The sequence below is a fragment of the Citrobacter amalonaticus genome (assembly GCF_001559075.2).
Taxonomy (GTDB): domain Bacteria; phylum Pseudomonadota; class Gammaproteobacteria; order Enterobacterales; family Enterobacteriaceae; genus Citrobacter_A; species Citrobacter_A amalonaticus_F.
In genome coordinates this window covers 2,649,100-2,666,568 of record NZ_CP014015.2, presented here as the reverse complement: position 1 = coordinate 2,666,568, position 17,469 = coordinate 2,649,100, and the positions used below count along the sequence as shown (strand labels likewise).

The following is a 17,469-nucleotide window of genomic DNA, read 5'->3' as shown; positions in this document are numbered from 1 at the left end:
CTCCAGGAACCAGAAATGCTAATTCGACGTTAAGTGATTAAATAAATCGTCAAGAAGCGGGTCACCAATATAATTTTTTATCAACACCAGAGGCTTATGACTGACTCGCTTAACGCGCCCCTCAAGGCTGGCGTGCGTCACGATAATATCGGCATCATCAGGGACATTTTCGATGGCGTAATGTTTGACATCGATAGACAACCCGGCTTTTTCCAGACGCTTACGAAACGTCGTAGCCCCCATCGCACTGGACCCCATTCCCGCATCACATACAAAGGCAATACGTTTGACATTGCGATACGAAAAGTGACCTTCCTGCTTCATGGCTTTGACGGCGTTAGCGGAATCGCTGAAGGTATCTTTACTTTCAACTTCGCTATTTTTCTCCATTTTCAAAATGAAGGAGGTAATGACAAAGGTCACCACCGTTCCCGCCATGACGCCCGCAATCGTGGCAAGGAAAGATCCTTTTGGCGTCAATGCCAGATAAGCGAAAATCGATCCTGGGCTCGGACCTGCGACCAGGCCGCCGCCTAACAGGTTAAACACCCATGTTCCGCTCATTCCCCCGGCAATCATGCCGATCAGGGTCAGTGGCTTCATCAGCACGTACGGGAAGTAGAGTTCGTGAATACCGCCCAGAAAATGGATAATCATGGCGCCGGGTGCCGATTTCTTCGCCATCCCTTTACCAAAGAAGGCAAACGCCAGCAGTAAACCTAAACCGGGGCCAGGGTTTGAGGCCACCATGAAGAAGATGGATTTTCCTGTCTCCGAGGCCTGCTGCATTCCCAGCGGATAATAGACCCCCTGATCGATAGCATTATTCAGAAAGAGGATTTTCGCGGGTTCATTAATCAATGAAAGCAGCGGTAGATAACCTGCATGTACCAGTGATTCAATACACTCTTTCACAAAATTATTGGCAATGAGGACCGCCGGGCCAATGACTTCAAACCCCAGCAGGCACAACATCATTCCGGCAATGCCTAAAGAGAAGTTATTAATTACCATCTCAAAGCCCGCAGGAATACGCTGGTCCAGCAGCCGGTCAATGTATTTAATCACCAGACCACCCAGTGGCCCCATGATCATTGAACCGAGGAACATCGGGATATCCGCGCCAATAATCACGCCGATTGTACCGATCCCCCCCATCACCGCCCCGCGCTTCCCACCTACCAGATGTCCACCGGTGGAGCCAATCATGACGGGTAATAAATAGGTAATCATCGGGCCGACTATTTTGGCGAAATGCTCATTGGGCATCCACCCTGTCGGAATAAATAATGCAGTAATAAAACCCCAGGCAATAAAAGCACCGATATTAGGGATGACCATTGCAGTCAAAAATCCCCCAAAAGCCTGGACCTTTGCACGAGCAGACTTGTGTTCCATGATAATATCCTGTCGAGGAGAAAATGATTATGCGCGGGCGATAATATCCGCCAGCTGTTTTTCTGATTTAGCAGCAAATAATGCTGCCAGGTTTTCCTCTTCACATAATAGTTCGCTTAAAGCCTGGATAGCGCCGATATGTGAATCGGCATTCGCCGCTGATAACCCAATAAGTAATTTTACGGGTTCGTCATCGTCGGCAAACTGTACTTCCTGTTTTAGTAGCGTTAATGACATGCCTGTTTTTAGCGCGCCGTATTCCGGGCGAGCATGAGGCATCGCCACACCGGGAGCCAGAATATAATAAGGACCATTGGTGATCGTCGAATCTTTTATAGCCTGGATATAACTGGTATTCACATAATGATTTGCCAGCAATGATGACATGGAAAAATCAATGGCTTCCTGCCAGTTCTTTGCCACCGGTTTTATTGAAATAGAAGCTTCAGGAAAATAGTCAATCAACCGCATAAATTATCCTTATTTTATTTTTAGGGTACAACGTCTCGCTAAAAACAAAATACGCGTGCGGCAAAATGAAAGCAATCGAGGGAAAAACAGAGGCAAGGAAAAAGAGCAATAATTCAAATCATTAAAAAACAATATGTTGTATATAAAAATTAAAATAGCAAGAGCAATTATGTGATAACCATTGCAAATTTAACAATCCACTAAATATCAATTTTGTGATAGAGATCTACAATAAACCCTTGCCTGAGTAAAAATAATTATCTCCGAAGATGATAACGGGCCGCCGAAGCGACCCGTTAGAGACTGTTGTAATGATGATTACAGCAGTGCTTTTGCTTTCGCGACAACGTTGTCGACGGTGAAGCCGAACTCTTCGAACAGCAACTCTGCCGGAGCAGATTCACCGAAAGTGGTCATCCCGACGATCGCGCCGTTCAGACCCACGTATTTGAACCAGTAGTCAGCGATACCGGCTTCCACTGCCACGCGAGCGGTAACCGCTTTCGGCAGTACGGATTCACGGTAAGCCGCGTCCTGCTTGTCGAAGGCATCGGTGGACGGCATGGAGACCACGCGCGCTTTCACGCCTTCTGCGGTCAGTTTGTCCCATGCGGCAACCGCCAGCTCCACTTCAGAACCGGTCGCGATGAAGATAAGCTCAGGCTGGCCTGCGCAATCTTTCAGTACGTAGCCACCGCGCGCGATGTTCGCCAGTTGCGCTTCAGTACGCTCCTGCTGTGCCAGGTTCTGACGGGAGAGGATCAGTGCGGTCGGGCCGTCCTGACGCTCAACGCCGTACTTCCACGCCACGGCGGATTCAACCTGGTCACACGGACGCCAGGTGCTCATGTTCGGCGTGACGCGCAGAGAAGCCACCTGTTCTACCGGCTGGTGAGTCGGGCCATCTTCGCCCAGACCAATGGAGTCGTGGGTGTAAACCATCACCTGACGCTGTTTCATCAGCGCAGCCATACGTACCGCGTTACGCGCATATTCCACGAACATCAGGAAGGTGGAGGTGTACGGCAGGAAACCACCGTGCAGGGAGATACCGTTGGCAATCGCGGTCATACCGAATTCACGGACGCCGTAATGGATGTAGTTACCGGCAGCATCTTCATTGATGGCTTTAGAACCCGACCACAAAGTCAGGTTAGACGGCGCCAGGTCAGCAGAGCCGCCGAGGAATTCCGGCAGCAACGGACCAAAGGCTTCGATTGCATTCTGGGACGCTTTACGGCTGGCGATTTTCGCCGGGTTAGCCTGCAGCTTAGCGATGAATTCGTTCGCTTTCGCATCGAAGTCAGACGGCATTTCGCCTTTCATACGACGGGTGAACTCAGCCGCTTCCTGCGGGAAGGCTTTCGCGTAGGCCGCAAATTTCTCGTTCCAGGCAGACTCTTTCGCCTGACCGGCTTCTTTCGCATCCCACTGGGCATAGATTTCAGACGGGATTTCGAACGGTGCGTATTTCCAGCCCAGCTGTTCGCGGGTCAGTGCGATTTCGGCGTCGCCCAGCGGCGCACCGTGAGAGTCGTGGGTACCTGCTTTGTTCGGGGAACCGAAACCGATGATGGTTTTGCACATCAGCAGGGACGGTTTGTCGGTAACTTTACGCGCTTCTTCGACTGCGCGTTTGATGGCGTCAGCGTCGTGGCCGTCAACACCACGTACCACGTGCCAGCCGTACGCTTCGAAACGTTTAGCAGTATCGTCAGTGAACCAGCCTTCAACGTGACCATCGATAGAGATACCGTTGTCATCGTAAAACGCTACCAGTTTACCCAGCTTCAGGGTACCGGCCAGGGAGCATACCTCGTGAGAGATACCTTCCATCATGCAGCCGTCGCCCATGAACGCATAGGTGTAGTGGTCAACGATGTCATGGCCCGGACGGTTAAACTGCGCCGCCAGCGTTTTTTCAGCGATAGCCATACCGACCGCGTTCGCAATACCCTGACCCAGCGGACCGGTGGTGGTTTCCACACCGGCGGTGTAACCCACTTCCGGGTGACCCGGGGTTTTGGAATGCAGCTGACGGAAGTTCTGCAGCTCAGACATCGGCAGATCGTAACCGGTGAGGTGCAACAGGCTGTAAATCAACATGGAGCCGTGGCCGTTGGACAGTACGAAACGGTCACGATCGGCCCAGGACGGGTTGCCCGGGTTGTGGTTCAGGAAATCACGCCACAGGACTTCGGCAATGTCAGCCATACCCATCGGGGCACCCGGGTGACCGGATTTGGCTTTCTGTACTGCGTCCATGCTCAGCGCACGAATAGCATTGGCAAGCTCTTTACGTGAGGACATTTTGACTCCAGATCGGATGATGAAGGCCATACCCGCAACGACTTGACGACAGCGCGTTTTGGGCTACGCCGGAAAAAAGTGCCAACAATGTAACCCAAGCCGCGTGTCATGTACATGGAGCATCCTTTTGCCGCTTCAGAAATCTCCGGATCACACTCGCAGGTTGCGCAATCTGCTCGCCCGCTTGTTGTTCTTTTCTTTATACTTAGCGTGAGCGCGGATTCATCTGCAAATCGCGCACTTTTAGAACAATCCTCATTTCGTGTGGAAGAAAAAACATGAAGATTCGCGCGTTACTGCTTGCTATGGGCATGGCGACGGTGCTGACCGGCTGCCAGAATATGAATTCCAATGGACTGCTCTCTTCAGGGGCCGAGGCTTTTCAGGCTTACAGTCTGAGCGACGCGCAGGTTATTGCGTTAAGCAACCAGGCCTGTACGGAAATGGATGGTAAAGCGACTATCGCGCCAGCCGGCAGCGAGTACGCGAAGCGCCTGAACAAAATCGCCACAGCGCTCGGCGATAACATCAACGGACAAGCGGTCAACTACAAGGTCTACATGGCGAAAGATGTGAATGCCTTCGCGATGGCGAACGGCTGTATTCGTGTATATAGCGGCCTGATGGATATGATGACGGACAACGAGGTCGAAGCGGTGATTGGCCATGAAATGGGTCACGTTGCGCTCGGACACGTGAAGAAAGGTATGCAGGTGGCGCTGGGCACTAACGCCGTTCGCGCAGCCGCAGCCTCAGCGGGTGGGATCGTCGGCAGCCTGTCGCAGTCACAGCTCGGCGATCTGGGGGAAAAACTGGTGAACTCGCAGTTCTCCCAGCGTCAGGAATCGGAAGCTGACGACTACTCGTATGATTTGTTGCGCAAACGCGGTATCAGCCCGGCGGGGCTTGCCACCAGCTTTGAAAAACTGGCGAAACTGGAGGAAGGTCGTCAAAGCTCAATGTTTGACGACCACCCGGCCTCCGCAGAACGTGCGCAACATATTCGCGATCGTATGAAAGCGGACGGGATTAAGTAACCATTAGAGCGGTGCCGGATGGCGGTGTAAACGCCTTATCCGGCCTACAGAACAACAAATTTAGTCCGGTGATCGGGCGTTATTGGCGAAGCCAGTTTGGGCCTGGACAGCGCACAGCCACCGGAGCGTACACGTAGTACGTGAGGATGGCGAGCACTGCCCGGGTTCAAAATGGCGAGTAAAATAGCCCGAAACCCGTTACTCGCCTTTCTTCGCCGCCTGGATGTAGAGCATCTCCATTGCCAGCGTTGCCGCTGCCAGGGCGGTGATTTCTGACTGATCGTAAGCCGGCGCCACTTCCACCACGTCCATCCCCACGATGTTCAGATCTTTCAGGCCGCGCACCAGCTTGATGGCGCGATCGGAGGTCAGGCCGCCAATCACTGGCGTACCGGTCCCCGGCGCGAATGCCGGATCCAGGCAGTCGATATCAAAAGTCAGATAGACCGGCATGTCGCCGACAATCTGCTTCACCTGGGCGATGATGTCATCAACGCCGCGATCGTTCACCTGACAAGCGTCCAGCACGGTAAAGCCGTTGTCTTTGTCGAATTCCGTACGAATACCGATCTGCACGGAGTGATTCGGATCGATCAACCCTTCGTTCGGCGCGGTGTAGAACATGGTGCCATGGTCGAACTCACAGCCGTTCGCATAGGTGTCGGTGTGAGCATCGAAATGGACCAGCGCCATTTTGCCAAAGTGTTTTGCGTGCGCGCGCAGCAGCGGCAGCGTCACAAAGTGGTCACCGCCAAAAGAGAGCATACGTTTACCGGCAGCCAGCAGTTTCTCTGCATGCGCCTGCAGTTTTTCACTCATTTCACGCGCGTCGCCAAAGGCGTAAACCAGATCGCCGCAGTCCACCACGTTCAGGCGCTCACGCATGTCGAAGTTCCACGGAAAGCGGTTGTGTTCCCAGGCCAGATTCGTTGACACCTGACGGATTGCCGCCGGGCCGTGACGTCCACCCGCGCGGCCGGACGTCGCCATGTCAAACGGCACGCCAGTGATCACCCAGTCGGCATCGCTGTCATACGGCTGGAAATTCAGCGGCAGACGCAGGAAACCAAAGGCGTTAGAAACCAGGGAGTTATCGTACTGATGACCTAAGGTGCTCATGGCAAAAACCTCATATTCGTCGATATAAAAAAACCCTCCCGCGTCGTTAGGCCCGACGAGAAAGGGTTTGATTCGTAAACACACTAATTGGGTAAATTATCGCTGCTTAATTGCCCAGGTTCAAGTCGCCCGGGCATCAGCCATTACTCGTCTTCGAGATACGTATAGCCGTACAGACCCGCTTCGAACTCTTCGAGGAACTGCTGCTGTAGCGCATCGTCCAGACCGGTTTGTTTTACCTGATCGCGGAAGTGTGTCAGCAGCGTTTTCGGATCCAACTGCACGTATTGCAGCATGTCCGCCACCGTATCCCCTTCATCCGACAGCTCAACTTCTACGCTACCGTCCGGGAAGACAAACACGTCAACCGCTTCGGTATCGCCAAACAGGTTGTGCATATTGCCGAGGATCTCCTGATACGCGCCGACCATAAAGAAACCGAGCATCGGCGGGTTATCCGGATCGTACTCTGGCATCGGCATGGTTGTCGCAATGCCATCGCCGTCGATGTAGTGATCGATAGCGCCGTCGGAATCACAGGTGATATCCAGCAGAACCGCACGACGCTCAGGCACCTGATCCAGCCCTTCCAGCGGCAGGACCGGGAACAGCTGATCGATCCCCCACGCGTCCGGCATTGACTGGAACAGCGAGAAGTTGACGTACATTTTGTCCGCCATACGTTCCTGCAGTTCGTCGATGATCGGACGGTGCGCGCGGTTTTGCGGATCCAGCTGTTTCTGCACTTCATGGCACATGCTTAAGTAAAGCTGTTCCGCCCACGCACGTTCCTGCAGGCTGAAGGTGCCGGAAGAGTAGCCGATGTGGATATCGTGCAAGTCCATCTGGCTGTCATGCAACCATTCACGCAGCGAGCGACGGGTGCCCGGCTCGTGCATCTCCTGCCAGGTTTCCCACATGCTTTGCAGCGCGCGCGGCGCGTCGTCAGCCGGAGCAACAGGCACGGTATATTCGTTACGCTCAACGCCGATGATGTTGGACACCAGCACCGTGTGGTGCGCGGTCACCGCACGGCCGGACTCGGTGATCACCGTCGGATGCGGCAGGCCATTTTCTTCACAGGCATCGCCAATTGCCCAGATAATGTTGTTGGCGTACTCATTCAGGCCGTAGTTCACCGAGCAGTCAGACTGCGAGCGGGTCCCTTCGTAGTCCACGCCCAGACCGCCGCCCACGTCGAAGCACTGGATGTTAACGCCCAGTTTATGCAGCTCAACATAGAAACGGGCAGACTCACGTACGCCGGTGGCAATATCACGGATATTCGCCATCTGCGAACCGAGGTGGAAATGCAGCAGTTGCAGGCTATCGAGACGCCCGGCTTCACGCAGTGTTTCCACCAGTTGCAGGACCTGCGTTGCCGCCAGGCCGAATTTGGATTTTTCGCCGCCGGAGGACTGCCATTTGCCTGACCCCTGCGAGGCCAGACGGGCACGCACGCCCAGACGCGGAATGACGTTTAAACGTTCGGCTTCATCCAGCACAATGGCGATCTCAGACATCTTCTCGATGACCAGATAGACCTTGTGGCCCATCTTCTCGCCGATCAACGCCAGGCGAATGTATTCACGGTCTTTATAGCCGTTACACACGATCACCGAGCGGGTCATTCCGGCATGTGCCAGGACCGCCATCAGTTCCGCTTTGGAACCGGCTTCCAGCCCCAGCGGTTCGCCAGAATGGATTAAGGATTCGATCACGCGACGATGCTGGTTAACCTTGATGGGATAAACCAGGAAGTAGTCACCGTTATAGCCGTACGACTCACGCGCGCGTTTGAACGCGGCGTTAATGGAGCGCAGGCGGTGTTGCAGGATCTGCGGGAAGCAAAACAGCGCCGGCAGGCGTTGCCCTTGCGCTTCACGCGCTTTCACCAGCTTAGCGAGATCGACACGCGCTTCCGGCACGTCCGGGTCAGGGCACACGCTAATGTGACCCAACTCATTGACGTCGTAGTAGTTATTGCCCCACCAGGCAATATTGTAAGTACGCAGCATCTTGCTGGCTTCCTGGGAGCTCATTGCAACCTCCTGCATGGAGCGTAGTACACCCTGTTCGCCTGCTGACGAAGGCGAACCCAAAGACATGTCGTCAGACATAGCGAACCTCAAATTTTATTAACAAGTGTAAAACAGTTGACTACTATCGCAATCCGAAGAGGCGATAACAACCCATAAACAGTCGGATTTTCCAGCAGAAAGTGCTGGTACTCCGCCTGCGCGACCGGTTTCTTTTTCATATCATTGTAAAACACGTAACCGAACTTACGTATGACGGTTCGGCGAAACCACGAGAAAACTCTTGTTTCCACAAGAGCGCCCTTGTTCAGTCCTTAGTGCCAGTTACCGGCTCTGGAGTCCTGAGAAGCGCCGAGATGGGTATAACATCGGCAGGTATGCAAAGCAGAGATGCAAATTGTGGGGAACATAAGCACACCAGAACGGTGCGCCAGATTCAGCAGAATACAACGGTTCATTATCTCTTATCACCTCCATGGTCGCTCCATCAGGAACGCACCCACAAGCCAAAGCTAACGTTTTAACCCGGCTGGAAGTGGCGACACGACGAAAACGTCGTGCGCTTTTTGTAAGAGCCGCGCGCCGCGTTTTATACCGGGATGGACGCCAAAAAGCAAAACATAAATGCGCACATTGCCAGCAGTGTCTGCAAAAATTTCCACCCGGGTTTTCAACACAGTGAGAGCTGATTCAAAAAATACTGGAAATCGGGTGAAGAAGTGACCTAAAATAGCCATCCAGATGTTAATCCATCCATACTGATTAACACTCAGACTGCCAGTGTCACTAACCTGCAGGCCTTGGTAGAATCTTCTGCTTTGGCTTTTCCGCACAACAGTTTGAGCTAACCAAATTCTCCTTAGGTGAAATAAAACATGGCAAAACACCTTTTTACGTCCGAGTCCGTATCAGAAGGGCATCCTGACAAAATCGCAGACCAAATCTCTGATGCCGTGCTGGATGCTATCCTGGAACAGGATCCGAAAGCGCGCGTCGCGTGTGAGACCTACGTGAAAACCGGCATGGTTTTAGTTGGCGGTGAAATCACCACCAGCGCCTGGGTCGATATCGAAGAGATCACACGTAATACCGTGCGCGAGATTGGCTATGTGCATTCCGACATGGGCTTTGATGCCAACTCGTGTGCTGTCCTGAGCGCAATTGGTAAACAGTCCCCGGATATCAACCAGGGCGTTGACCGTGCCGATCCGCTGGAACAGGGCGCTGGCGACCAGGGCCTGATGTTTGGCTATGCCACCAACGAAACCGACGTGCTGATGCCTGCGCCGATCACCTACGCACACCGTCTGGTGCAGCGTCAGGCTGAAGTGCGTAAAAATGGTACCCTGCCGTGGCTGCGCCCGGATGCGAAAAGCCAGGTGACCTTCCAGTACGACGACGGCAAAATTGTCGGCATCGACGCCGTGGTGCTCTCCACCCAGCATGCGGAAGATATCGATCAGACGACACTGAAAGACGCAGTGATGGAAGAGATCATCAAGCCGGTTCTGCCGACCGAATGGCTGAACTCTGCCACCAAATTCTTCATCAACCCGACCGGCCGTTTTGTTATCGGCGGCCCAATGGGTGACTGCGGTCTGACCGGTCGTAAGATCATCGTTGATACCTACGGCGGCATGGCGCGTCACGGCGGCGGCGCATTCTCCGGTAAAGATCCATCGAAAGTGGACCGTTCTGCGGCTTACGCAGGACGTTATGTCGCGAAAAACATCGTTGCCGCAGGCCTGGCTGACCGTTGTGAAATTCAGGTTTCCTACGCAATCGGCGTGGCTGAACCGACTTCCATCATGGTGGAAACCTTCGGTACCGAGAAAGTGCCTGCTGAGCAACTGACGCTGCTGGTTCGCGAGTTCTTCGATCTGCGTCCGTACGGTCTGATTCAGATGCTGGATCTGCTGCACCCGATCTACAAAGAGACCGCCGCGTACGGTCACTTTGGTCGCGAACATTTCCCGTGGGAAAAAACCGACAAAGCGCAAGTACTGCGTGAGGCTGCCGGCCTGAAATAAGCGACCGACATCCGTGACTTAAGGCCAGCCTCGCGCTGGCCTTTTTTATTTACGCCCCGCCTGAGATTCTTCCGTACGCCATTAATTGAAACCGCTTACACCATGGAGTGAAAGCACCAGTTTCAGAATAATCACTTTGCATGTTCTGGCTTTCTCTGCTGTTACATTTTATTTCAGCTAAGTCTTAAATCTGAGCAAACGTGATACACCTCAGTTTAATTAATCTATAATTTTCAACTTGTTAATTTAAACCATGATGAACGGTTAGTGTAACCGATTACACTTACGTGATAGCAATCACATATTTTTGCGGTGTACTCACCTACCCTAATTATCAACAAAACTGATAACCCAACCGGAGGGCATAATGCCTGACAATAAAAAACAGGGGCGTTCCAATAAGGCGATGACATTTTTTGTCTGCTTCCTTGCAGCCCTGGCAGGATTACTTTTTGGCCTGGATATCGGCGTTATCGCTGGCGCATTACCGTTTATCACGGATGAATTCCAGATCTCCGCACACACTCAGGAGTGGGTCGTCAGCTCCATGATGTTCGGCGCAGCCGTCGGTGCGGTCGGCAGCGGCTGGCTCTCTTTCAAACTCGGGCGCAAGAAAAGCCTGATGATCGGCGCGATCCTGTTTGTCGCCGGTTCTCTGTTCTCCGCTGCGGCGCCGAACGTTGAAGTGCTGATCCTTTCCCGCGTACTGCTGGGTCTGGCCGTCGGCGTGGCCTCGTACACCGCCCCGCTGTATCTGTCTGAGATCGCGCCGGAAAAAATTCGCGGCAGCATGATCTCCATGTACCAGTTGATGATCACCATCGGGATCCTCGGTGCCTATCTGTCGGATACCGCCTTCAGCTACAGCGGCGCATGGCGCTGGATGCTGGGCGTGATTATCATCCCGGCGATTCTGCTGCTGATCGGCGTTTTCTTCCTGCCGGACAGCCCGCGCTGGTTTGCGGCGAAACGTCGCTTTGTCGATGCCGAACGTGTGCTGTTACGTCTGCGTGATACCAGCGCAGAAGCCAAACGCGAGCTGGATGAGATCCGCGAAAGCCTGCAGGTGAAACAGAGCGGTTGGGCGTTGTTCAAAGAGAACAGCAACTTCCGTCGCGCGGTGTTCCTTGGCGTGCTGTTGCAGGTGATGCAGCAGTTCACCGGGATGAACGTCATCATGTATTACGCACCAAAAATCTTTGAAATGGCGGGTTACACCAACACCTCTGAGCAGATGTGGGGCACCGTGATTGTCGGTCTGACCAACGTACTGGCCACCTTTATCGCTATCGGTCTGGTTGACCGCTGGGGTCGTAAACCGACGCTGACGCTGGGCTTCCTGGTGATGGCGGCCGGAATGGGGATCCTCGGAACGATGATGCATGTTGGCATCCACTCGCCGTCCGCGCAGTACTTTGCTATCGCAATGCTGTTGATGTTCATCATTGGTTTCGCCATGAGCGCCGGTCCGCTGATTTGGGTGCTGTGTTCTGAAATCCAGCCGCTGAAAGGCCGCGATTTCGGCATCACCTGCTCTACCGCCACCAACTGGATTGCCAACATGATTGTCGGCGCAACGTTCCTGACCATGCTGCAAAACCTCGGTAACGCGAATACCTTCTGGGTCTATGCGGGTCTGAATGTCCTGTTTATCCTGCTGACGCTGTGGCTGGTTCCGGAAACCAAACACGTCTCGCTGGAACACATCGAACGTAACCTGATGAAAGGTCGTAAGCTGCGCGAAATCGGCGCGCACGATTAATCCGCCCTTTGCGTCCTCCCCCGCGGGAGGACGCCTTCCTCTTGCAGTCCCGTCCCTGTCGCACTATTCTCTGCCGTTATGAAAACCGCCCGTCTCCCTATCGCCGTCCAGCAAGCCGTTATGCGCAGCCTGCGGGAAAATCTCGCTCAGGCTAACCTGAAGCTCGGACGCAGCTATCCCGAACCAAAGCTGGTGTATCAGCAACGTGGCACCTCTGCCGGCACCGCCTGGCTGGAGAGTTACGAAATTCGCCTTAATCCGGTGCTGTTGATGGAAAACGTCGAGGCGTTTATCAACGAAGTGGTGCCGCATGAACTGGCGCATTTACTGGTGTGGAAGCGATTTGGTCGGGTTGCGCCGCACGGTAAAGAGTGGAAGTGGATGATGGAAAGCGTGCTCGGTGTTCCCGCACGCCGCACGCATCAGTTCGAACTGCAATCAGTACGCCGCAACACGTTCCCATACCGCTGCCAGTGTCAGGAGCATCAACTGACCATCCGTCGCCATAATCGCGTTGTGCGCGGCGAAGCCACCTATCGCTGCGTTCACTGCGGCGAACCCTTAGTGCCGCTTAAATAGTCAGAACTATCAGGAACTTTCCTGATCTGGCTGATTGCATCACGCATCAACTTTCGTTACGTTGCGGGCTCGCTTTGATACGGAGTTCATGATGTACCGTCCTCTTTCTTTCGCTGCCGCTCTTTTTACGGTAGCCCTTTCAGGCCAGACGTTGGCCGCTGGCATTAACAGTTTTTCACAGGCAAAGACCGCAGGCGTCAAGGTTAACGCCGATGTCCCTGGCGACTTCTATTGCGGATGCAAAATCAACTGGCAGGGCAAGAAGGGGGTCGTCGATCTCGACTCCTGCGGCTACAAGGTGCGAAAGAACGAGAATCGCGCCAGCCGAATCGAATGGGAACACGTGGTTCCGGCATGGCAGTTTGGCCATCAGCGCCAGTGCTGGCAGGACGGCGGACGGAAAAACTGCGCCAAAGATCCGGTCTATCGCAAAATGGAAAGCGACATGCACAACCTGCAACCCGCCGTCGGTGAGGTGAATGGCGATCGCGGTAACTTCATGTACAGCCAGTGGAACGGCGGCGAAGGTCAGTACGGACAATGCGCCATGAAGGTCGATTTCAAAGAAAAGATCGCCGAACCACCCGCCCGCGCGCGCGGCGCGATTGCGCGGACCTACTTTTATATGCGCGACCAGTACAACCTGACGCTATCCCGCCAGCAAACCCAGCTTTTCAACGCCTGGAACACGCGGTATCCGGTCACCGACTGGGAGTGCGAGCGCGACGAGCGGATCGCGAAGATTCAGGGAAACCATAACCCTTACGTGCAACGCGCTTGCCAGGCGCAAAAGAGCTAACCTACACTAGCGGGATATTTGATTAACCCCTTACCCCGCGCGGCGAGCCTGCGTGGGGAGATGACGCGGATTTTTAACTATGCGCATTCCCCGCATTTATCACCCAGAGCCCATCACCGCTGGCAGCCAGATTTCCCTGTGCGAAGATGCCGCCAACCATATCGGACGCGTTCTGCGGATGGGGCCGGGTCAGGAACTGCAGCTGTTTGATGGCAGCAATCAGGTTTTCGCCGCTGAAATCACCCGCGCCAGCAAGAAAAGCGTGGACGTAAAGGTGCTGCATGGCGAGATTGACGATCGTGAATCGCCGCTACATATCCATCTTGGCCAGGTCATGTCGCGCGGTGAGAAGATGGAGTTCACTATCCAGAAATCGATCGAACTGGGTGTAAGCCTCATTACGCCACTTTTTTCTGAACGCTGCGGCGTTAAACTGGACAGTGAACGTCTGAACAAGAAGCTCCAGCAGTGGCAGAAAATCGCCATTGCCGCCTGCGAACAGTGTGGTCGCAACCGGGTACCGGAAATTCGCCCGGCCATGGATCTGGAAGCCTGGTGTGCGGAAGAGGACGAAGGGTTGAAGCTGAACCTCCATCCCCGCGCCAGCGACAGCATCAACACATTGCCGTTGCCGGTTGAGCGCGTTCGTCTGTTGATTGGCCCGGAAGGTGGGCTGTCGGCAGAGGAAATTGCCATGACCGCACGCTATCAGTTTACTGATATTCTGTTAGGACCTCGCGTTCTGCGTACTGAGACAACTGCGCTCACCGCCATTACCGCGCTTCAGGTGCGATTTGGCGATCTGGGCTAACGGAGAAGAATAATGATCAAGCTCGGCATCGTGATGGACCCCATCGCAAGCATCAATATCAAAAAAGATTCCAGCTTCGCTATGCTGCTGGAAGCGCAACGTCGTGGTTACGAACTTCATTATATGGAGATGGCCGATCTTTATCTGATCAACGGTGAAGCCCGTGCCCGCACGCGTACCCTGAGCGTCGAGCAGAACTACGACAAGTGGTATGAGTTTACCGGCGAACAGGATCTGCCGCTGGACGCCCTCGACGTCATTCTGATGCGTAAAGATCCGCCGTTTGATACCGAGTTCATTTACGCCACCTATATTCTGGAACGCGCGGAAGAAAAAGGGACGCTTATCGTCAACAAGCCGCAGAGCCTGCGTGACTGTAACGAAAAGCTGTTCACCGCCTGGTTCTCTGACCTGACGCCGGAAACGCTGGTCACTCGCAACAAAGAGCAACTGAAGGCGTTCTGGCAGAAGCACAACGATATTATTCTCAAGCCGCTGGACGGCATGGGCGGCGCGTCGATCTTCCGTGTTAAAGAAGGCGACCCGAACCTCGGCGTGATTACGGAAACCCTGACCGAGCATGGTACCCGCTACTGCATGGCGCAGAACTATTTGCCAGCCATTAAAGATGGCGACAAACGCGTGCTGGTCGTCGATGGCGAGCCGGTTCCGTACTGCCTGGCGCGCATTCCGCAGGGCGGCGAAACCCGTGGCAACCTGGCCGCAGGCGGTCGCGGCGAACCGCGTCCGTTAACCGAGAGCGACTGGGAAATTGCGCGCCGTATCGGGCCGACGCTGAAAGCCAAAGGCCTGATTTTTGTCGGTCTGGATATCATTGGCGATCGCCTGACCGAGATTAACGTCACCAGCCCGACCTGCATCCGCGAGATTGAAGCCGAATTCCCGGTCTCCATCACCGGGATGCTGATGGACGCAATCGAAGCACGTTTGCAAAAATAATCAGCCATGAACCAGCATTGTAGGCCTGATAAGCGTAGCGCCATCAGGCATTAAGACACCGATGCCGGAGGGCGACACAGGCGTCTTATCCGGCCTACAGTAGTGACATCCGTGCGCTTTACCCACATACTGACCCCTGTTGCTTTTTTGAACCAGGAAACAGAACCTCTGACAATGAATTTACAGCATCACTTTCTTATTGCCATGCCTGCTCTCCAGGATCCGATTTTCCGCCGTTCAGTGGTGTACATTTGCGAACATAACGAAGATGGCGCAATGGGGATTATTGTGAATAAGCCTCTGGAAAATCTCCAGATTGAAGGGATTCTGGAAAAACTAAAAATCGCGCCAGAACCGCGCGATCCGGCGATCCGTCTGGATAAAGCAGTGATGCTTGGCGGCCCGCTAGCGGAAGATCGCGGGTTTATTCTGCACACGCCGCCGTCGCGTTTTGCCTCCAGTATCCGCATCTCGGATAACACCGTCATCACCACGTCCCGCGACGTGCTCGAAACCTTAGGCACGAGCGAACAACCTGCCGAAGTGCTGGTCGCGCTCGGTTACTCCTCCTGGGAGAAAGGACAGCTTGAACAAGAACTGCTGGACAACGCCTGGCTGACCGCCCCCGCCGATCTCAATATCCTGTTTAAAACCCCGATTGCCGATCGCTGGCGTGAAGCCGCCCGACTAATCGGCATCGACATCCTGACGATGCCCGGCGTGGCGGGGCATGCATGATGAGCGGAACATTACTGGCCTTTGATTTTGGCACCAAAAGTATCGGCGTGGCGATTGGTCAGCGGGTAACCGGCACAGCGCGCGCCCTGCCTGCCATTAAAGCGCAGGACGGTACGCCGGACTGGAACCTGATCGAACGTCTGCTCAAAGAGTGGCAACCGGATGAGATCATCGTTGGCCTGCCGCTGAATATGGACGGCACCGAGCAACCGCTCACCGCGCGCGCGCGCAAGTTCGCCAACCGCATTCACGGGCGTTTCGGCGTTACGGTCACCTTACACGATGAGCGACTCAGCACCGTCGAGGCACGCTCCGGCCTGTTCGAACAGGGCGGCTATCGCGCGCTGAATAAAGGTAAGATCGATTCCGCTTCCGCCGTCATCATTCTCGAAAGTTACTTCGAGCAGGGCTACTGATCTCATCCGTTTTTTAAAGCCGCCCTTGCGCCTGTCGCTGTTGCAGGCTTTGGGCAAAGGTCATCATCCCCATCTGCTGCCCGGTCTGAATGACATGGGGTAACTGATGGGACTTCCCTTCCCGAATCAAATTCCCCGCCGCCGGGGTGTTGATCAGCAGTTCATACAGCGCAACGCGCCCCTCCTGCTTGTCGGACTCCAGTTTCTGCGACAGCACGGCGCGCAGACTGCCTGCCAGTTGGCTGCGCACCGGGTCTTTTTCCTGCGCCGGAAAAGAATCAATCAGTCGCTCGATTGCCTGCGCGGCACCGCGCGTATGCAGCGTCGCCAGCACCAGATGCCCCGTTTCCGCCGCCGTTAGCGCCAGACGAATGGTCTCGCTGTCGCGTAACTCTCCCAGCAGAATCACATCCGGATCTTCACGCAGCGCCGCGCGTAATCCGGCGGCAAATGAGGTGCAGTGCAGTCCCACTTCACGCTGCTGAATCAGGCAGCGCTGGCTGGCGTAGACATACTCGATGGGATCTTCCAGCGTCAAAATATGTCCATCGATATGCTGATTCAGCCACGCGACCATCGCCGCCAGGGTGGTTGATTTTCCGCTGCCCGTCGCCCCCGTCACCAGAATCAAGCCATTCTCGCTGCGGAGCAGTTCGGGCAGTACGGATGGCGTCCCCAGCGTTTCCAGCGTCGGGCACTGCGTCGGCAGCAGCCGCAGCGCCAGCGACGTCCCCTGCCGCTGGTGAAAGGCGCTGGCCCGCAGGCGCTGGTTATCCCCAAGCGAAACGGCGAAATCCAGTTGCCCGTTTTGCCGTAACGCCGCCTGCTGCCCCTCATCCAGCCAGTCCGCCAGCAGTCCGGTGATGTCGGCTACGGTGAAGGGCGCACGCTCCATGCCCCCCCGTTTGCGCCAGCGCGCAGGCCACGCATTGCTTAGGTGTAGATCCGAGACGTTATGCTTTACACTAAGGGCCACAATTTCTTCCATATTCATATACAG

The 17,469-nt window shown here is 54.6% G+C and carries 18 protein-coding genes; 9 read left to right on the top strand and 9 right to left on the bottom strand.

What is annotated here, in order from left to right; genetic code table 11:
- Positions 1-18 precede the first annotated feature (18 nt).
- The 3 genes from AL479_RS12930 to tkt form a co-directional block, all read right to left on the bottom strand.
- Positions 19-1,398, bottom strand: a complete 1,380-nt coding sequence (locus tag AL479_RS12930) for a PTS mannitol transporter subunit IICB (protein WP_105291754.1) — start codon at positions 1,396-1,398, stop codon at positions 19-21.
- 27 nt (positions 1,399-1,425) lie between these two features.
- Positions 1,426-1,869 carry a PTS mannitol transporter subunit IIA gene (gene cmtB, locus AL479_RS12925; RefSeq protein WP_061076338.1) on the bottom strand — a complete coding sequence of 148 codons (444 nt, stop codon included), beginning with the start codon at positions 1,867-1,869 and terminating at the stop codon, positions 1,426-1,428.
- A gap of 318 nt (positions 1,870-2,187) precedes the next feature.
- A complete protein-coding gene (gene tkt / locus AL479_RS12920; RefSeq protein ID WP_061076337.1) occupies positions 2,188-4,179 on the bottom strand; it encodes a transketolase in 1,992 nt (663 codons plus the stop codon).
- 278 nt (positions 4,180-4,457) lie between these two features.
- On the opposite strand from tkt, the gene AL479_RS12915 reads away from it, so the two are divergent.
- Positions 4,458-5,216, top strand: a complete 759-nt coding sequence (locus tag AL479_RS12915) for a M48 family metallopeptidase (protein WP_061076336.1) — start codon at positions 4,458-4,460, stop codon at positions 5,214-5,216.
- A 198-nt stretch (positions 5,217-5,414) separates the two neighbouring features.
- On the opposite strand, the gene speB is transcribed toward AL479_RS12915, so the two are convergent.
- From speB to AL479_RS12885, 5 genes are all read right to left on the bottom strand, one after another.
- Positions 5,415-6,335: an agmatinase gene (speB, locus tag AL479_RS12905; RefSeq protein ID WP_061076335.1), complete on the bottom strand. Its 921-nt coding sequence runs from the start codon at positions 6,333-6,335 to the stop codon at positions 5,415-5,417.
- A gap of 143 nt (positions 6,336-6,478) precedes the next feature.
- Entirely contained in the window at positions 6,479-8,455 is a 1,977-nt protein-coding gene (gene speA, locus AL479_RS12900) for a biosynthetic arginine decarboxylase (protein ID WP_042998051.1), read from the bottom strand.
- Between the two features lie 8 nt (positions 8,456-8,463).
- Positions 8,464-8,595: an acid stress response protein YqgB gene (yqgB, locus tag AL479_RS12895; protein ID WP_043001726.1), complete on the bottom strand. Its 132-nt coding sequence runs from the start codon at positions 8,593-8,595 to the stop codon at positions 8,464-8,466.
- Between the two features lie 93 nt (positions 8,596-8,688).
- The gene (locus tag AL479_RS24125) at positions 8,689-8,832 is read right to left on the bottom strand and encodes a hypothetical protein (protein WP_269467242.1); all 144 of its coding nucleotides are present in this window, start codon (positions 8,830-8,832) and stop codon (positions 8,689-8,691) included.
- Between the two features lie 54 nt (positions 8,833-8,886).
- Complete coding sequence (locus AL479_RS12885; RefSeq protein ID WP_081093728.1) at positions 8,887-9,111, bottom strand: hypothetical protein; 225 nt, start codon at positions 9,109-9,111, stop codon at positions 8,887-8,889.
- A 138-nt stretch (positions 9,112-9,249) separates the two neighbouring features.
- Between AL479_RS12885 and metK the strand changes: the two genes are divergently transcribed.
- The 8 genes from metK to ruvX all read left to right on the top strand — a co-directional run bounded on the left by metK (position 9,250) and on the right by ruvX (position 16,469).
- Positions 9,250-10,404 (top strand): methionine adenosyltransferase, encoded by a 1,155-nt coding sequence (gene metK, locus AL479_RS12880; protein ID WP_061076334.1) that lies wholly within the window; start codon positions 9,250-9,252, stop codon positions 10,402-10,404.
- 367 nt (positions 10,405-10,771) lie between these two features.
- On the top strand, positions 10,772-12,166 hold the full coding sequence (gene galP / locus AL479_RS12875; protein WP_042324088.1) for a galactose/proton symporter: 1,395 nt from the start codon (positions 10,772-10,774) through the stop codon (positions 12,164-12,166).
- 78 nt (positions 12,167-12,244) lie between these two features.
- A complete protein-coding gene (locus AL479_RS12870; RefSeq protein ID WP_061076333.1) occupies positions 12,245-12,745 on the top strand; it encodes a SprT family zinc-dependent metalloprotease in 501 nt (166 codons plus the stop codon).
- A 91-nt stretch (positions 12,746-12,836) separates the two neighbouring features.
- Positions 12,837-13,544, top strand: a complete 708-nt coding sequence (gene endA / locus AL479_RS12865) for a deoxyribonuclease I (RefSeq protein WP_061076332.1) — start codon at positions 12,837-12,839, stop codon at positions 13,542-13,544.
- Positions 13,545-13,623: 79 nt separating this feature from the next.
- Positions 13,624-14,355: a 16S rRNA (uracil(1498)-N(3))-methyltransferase gene (gene rsmE / locus AL479_RS12860; protein ID WP_061076331.1), complete on the top strand. Its 732-nt coding sequence runs from the start codon at positions 13,624-13,626 to the stop codon at positions 14,353-14,355.
- Between the two features lie 12 nt (positions 14,356-14,367).
- Positions 14,368-15,315: a glutathione synthase gene (gshB, locus tag AL479_RS12855; protein ID WP_061076330.1), complete on the top strand. Its 948-nt coding sequence runs from the start codon at positions 14,368-14,370 to the stop codon at positions 15,313-15,315.
- Positions 15,316-15,489: 174 nt separating this feature from the next.
- Complete coding sequence (locus AL479_RS12850; RefSeq protein ID WP_061076329.1) at positions 15,490-16,053, top strand: YqgE/AlgH family protein; 564 nt, start codon at positions 15,490-15,492, stop codon at positions 16,051-16,053.
- Positions 16,053-16,469 (top strand): Holliday junction resolvase RuvX, encoded by a 417-nt coding sequence (ruvX, locus tag AL479_RS12845; protein ID WP_061077975.1) that lies wholly within the window; start codon positions 16,053-16,055, stop codon positions 16,467-16,469. Before AL479_RS12850 ends, ruvX begins: the two co-directional genes overlap by 1 nt.
- A 13-nt stretch (positions 16,470-16,482) precedes the next feature.
- On the opposite strand, the gene AL479_RS12840 is transcribed toward ruvX, so the two are convergent.
- Positions 16,483-17,463, bottom strand: a complete 981-nt coding sequence (locus AL479_RS12840; RefSeq protein WP_061076328.1) for a type IV pilus twitching motility protein PilT — start codon at positions 17,461-17,463, stop codon at positions 16,483-16,485.
- Between the last annotated feature and the right edge of the window lie 6 nt (positions 17,464-17,469).

What these genes read in the sequence shown, in the direction of transcription:
- speA (WP_042998051.1), bottom strand. Translation starts at nt 8,455, where the DNA reads ATGTCTGACGACATGTCTTTGGGTTCGCCTTCGTCAGCAGGCGAACAG.
- galP (WP_042324088.1), top strand. Translation starts at nt 10,772, where the DNA reads ATGCCTGACAATAAAAAACAGGGGCGTTCCAATAAGGCGATGACATTT.
- metK (WP_061076334.1), top strand. Translation starts at nt 9,250, where the DNA reads ATGGCAAAACACCTTTTTACGTCCGAGTCCGTATCAGAAGGGCATCCT.
- rsmE (WP_061076331.1), top strand. Translation starts at nt 13,624, where the DNA reads ATGCGCATTCCCCGCATTTATCACCCAGAGCCCATCACCGCTGGCAGC.
- AL479_RS12915 (WP_061076336.1), top strand. Translation starts at nt 4,458, where the DNA reads ATGAAGATTCGCGCGTTACTGCTTGCTATGGGCATGGCGACGGTGCTG.
- AL479_RS12850 (WP_061076329.1), top strand. Translation starts at nt 15,490, where the DNA reads ATGAATTTACAGCATCACTTTCTTATTGCCATGCCTGCTCTCCAGGAT.
- yqgB (WP_043001726.1), bottom strand. Translation starts at nt 8,595, where the DNA reads ATGAAAAAGAAACCGGTCGCGCAGGCGGAGTACCAGCACTTTCTGCTG.
- AL479_RS12930 (WP_105291754.1), bottom strand. Translation starts at nt 1,398, where the DNA reads ATGGAACACAAGTCTGCTCGTGCAAAGGTCCAGGCTTTTGGGGGATTT.
- speB (WP_061076335.1), bottom strand. Translation starts at nt 6,335, where the DNA reads ATGAGCACCTTAGGTCATCAGTACGATAACTCCCTGGTTTCTAACGCC.
- AL479_RS12870 (WP_061076333.1), top strand. Translation starts at nt 12,245, where the DNA reads ATGAAAACCGCCCGTCTCCCTATCGCCGTCCAGCAAGCCGTTATGCGC.
- gshB (WP_061076330.1), top strand. Translation starts at nt 14,368, where the DNA reads ATGATCAAGCTCGGCATCGTGATGGACCCCATCGCAAGCATCAATATC.
- endA (WP_061076332.1), top strand. Translation starts at nt 12,837, where the DNA reads ATGTACCGTCCTCTTTCTTTCGCTGCCGCTCTTTTTACGGTAGCCCTT.
- tkt (WP_061076337.1), bottom strand. Translation starts at nt 4,179, where the DNA reads ATGTCCTCACGTAAAGAGCTTGCCAATGCTATTCGTGCGCTGAGCATG.
- AL479_RS12840 (WP_061076328.1), bottom strand. Translation starts at nt 17,463, where the DNA reads ATGAATATGGAAGAAATTGTGGCCCTTAGTGTAAAGCATAACGTCTCG.
- AL479_RS12885 (WP_081093728.1), bottom strand. Translation starts at nt 9,111, where the DNA reads ATGGCTATTTTAGGTCACTTCTTCACCCGATTTCCAGTATTTTTTGAA.
- AL479_RS24125 (WP_269467242.1), bottom strand. Translation starts at nt 8,832, where the DNA reads ATGAACCGTTGTATTCTGCTGAATCTGGCGCACCGTTCTGGTGTGCTT.
- cmtB (WP_061076338.1), bottom strand. Translation starts at nt 1,869, where the DNA reads ATGCGGTTGATTGACTATTTTCCTGAAGCTTCTATTTCAATAAAACCG.
- ruvX (WP_061077975.1), top strand. Translation starts at nt 16,053, where the DNA reads ATGAGCGGAACATTACTGGCCTTTGATTTTGGCACCAAAAGTATCGGC.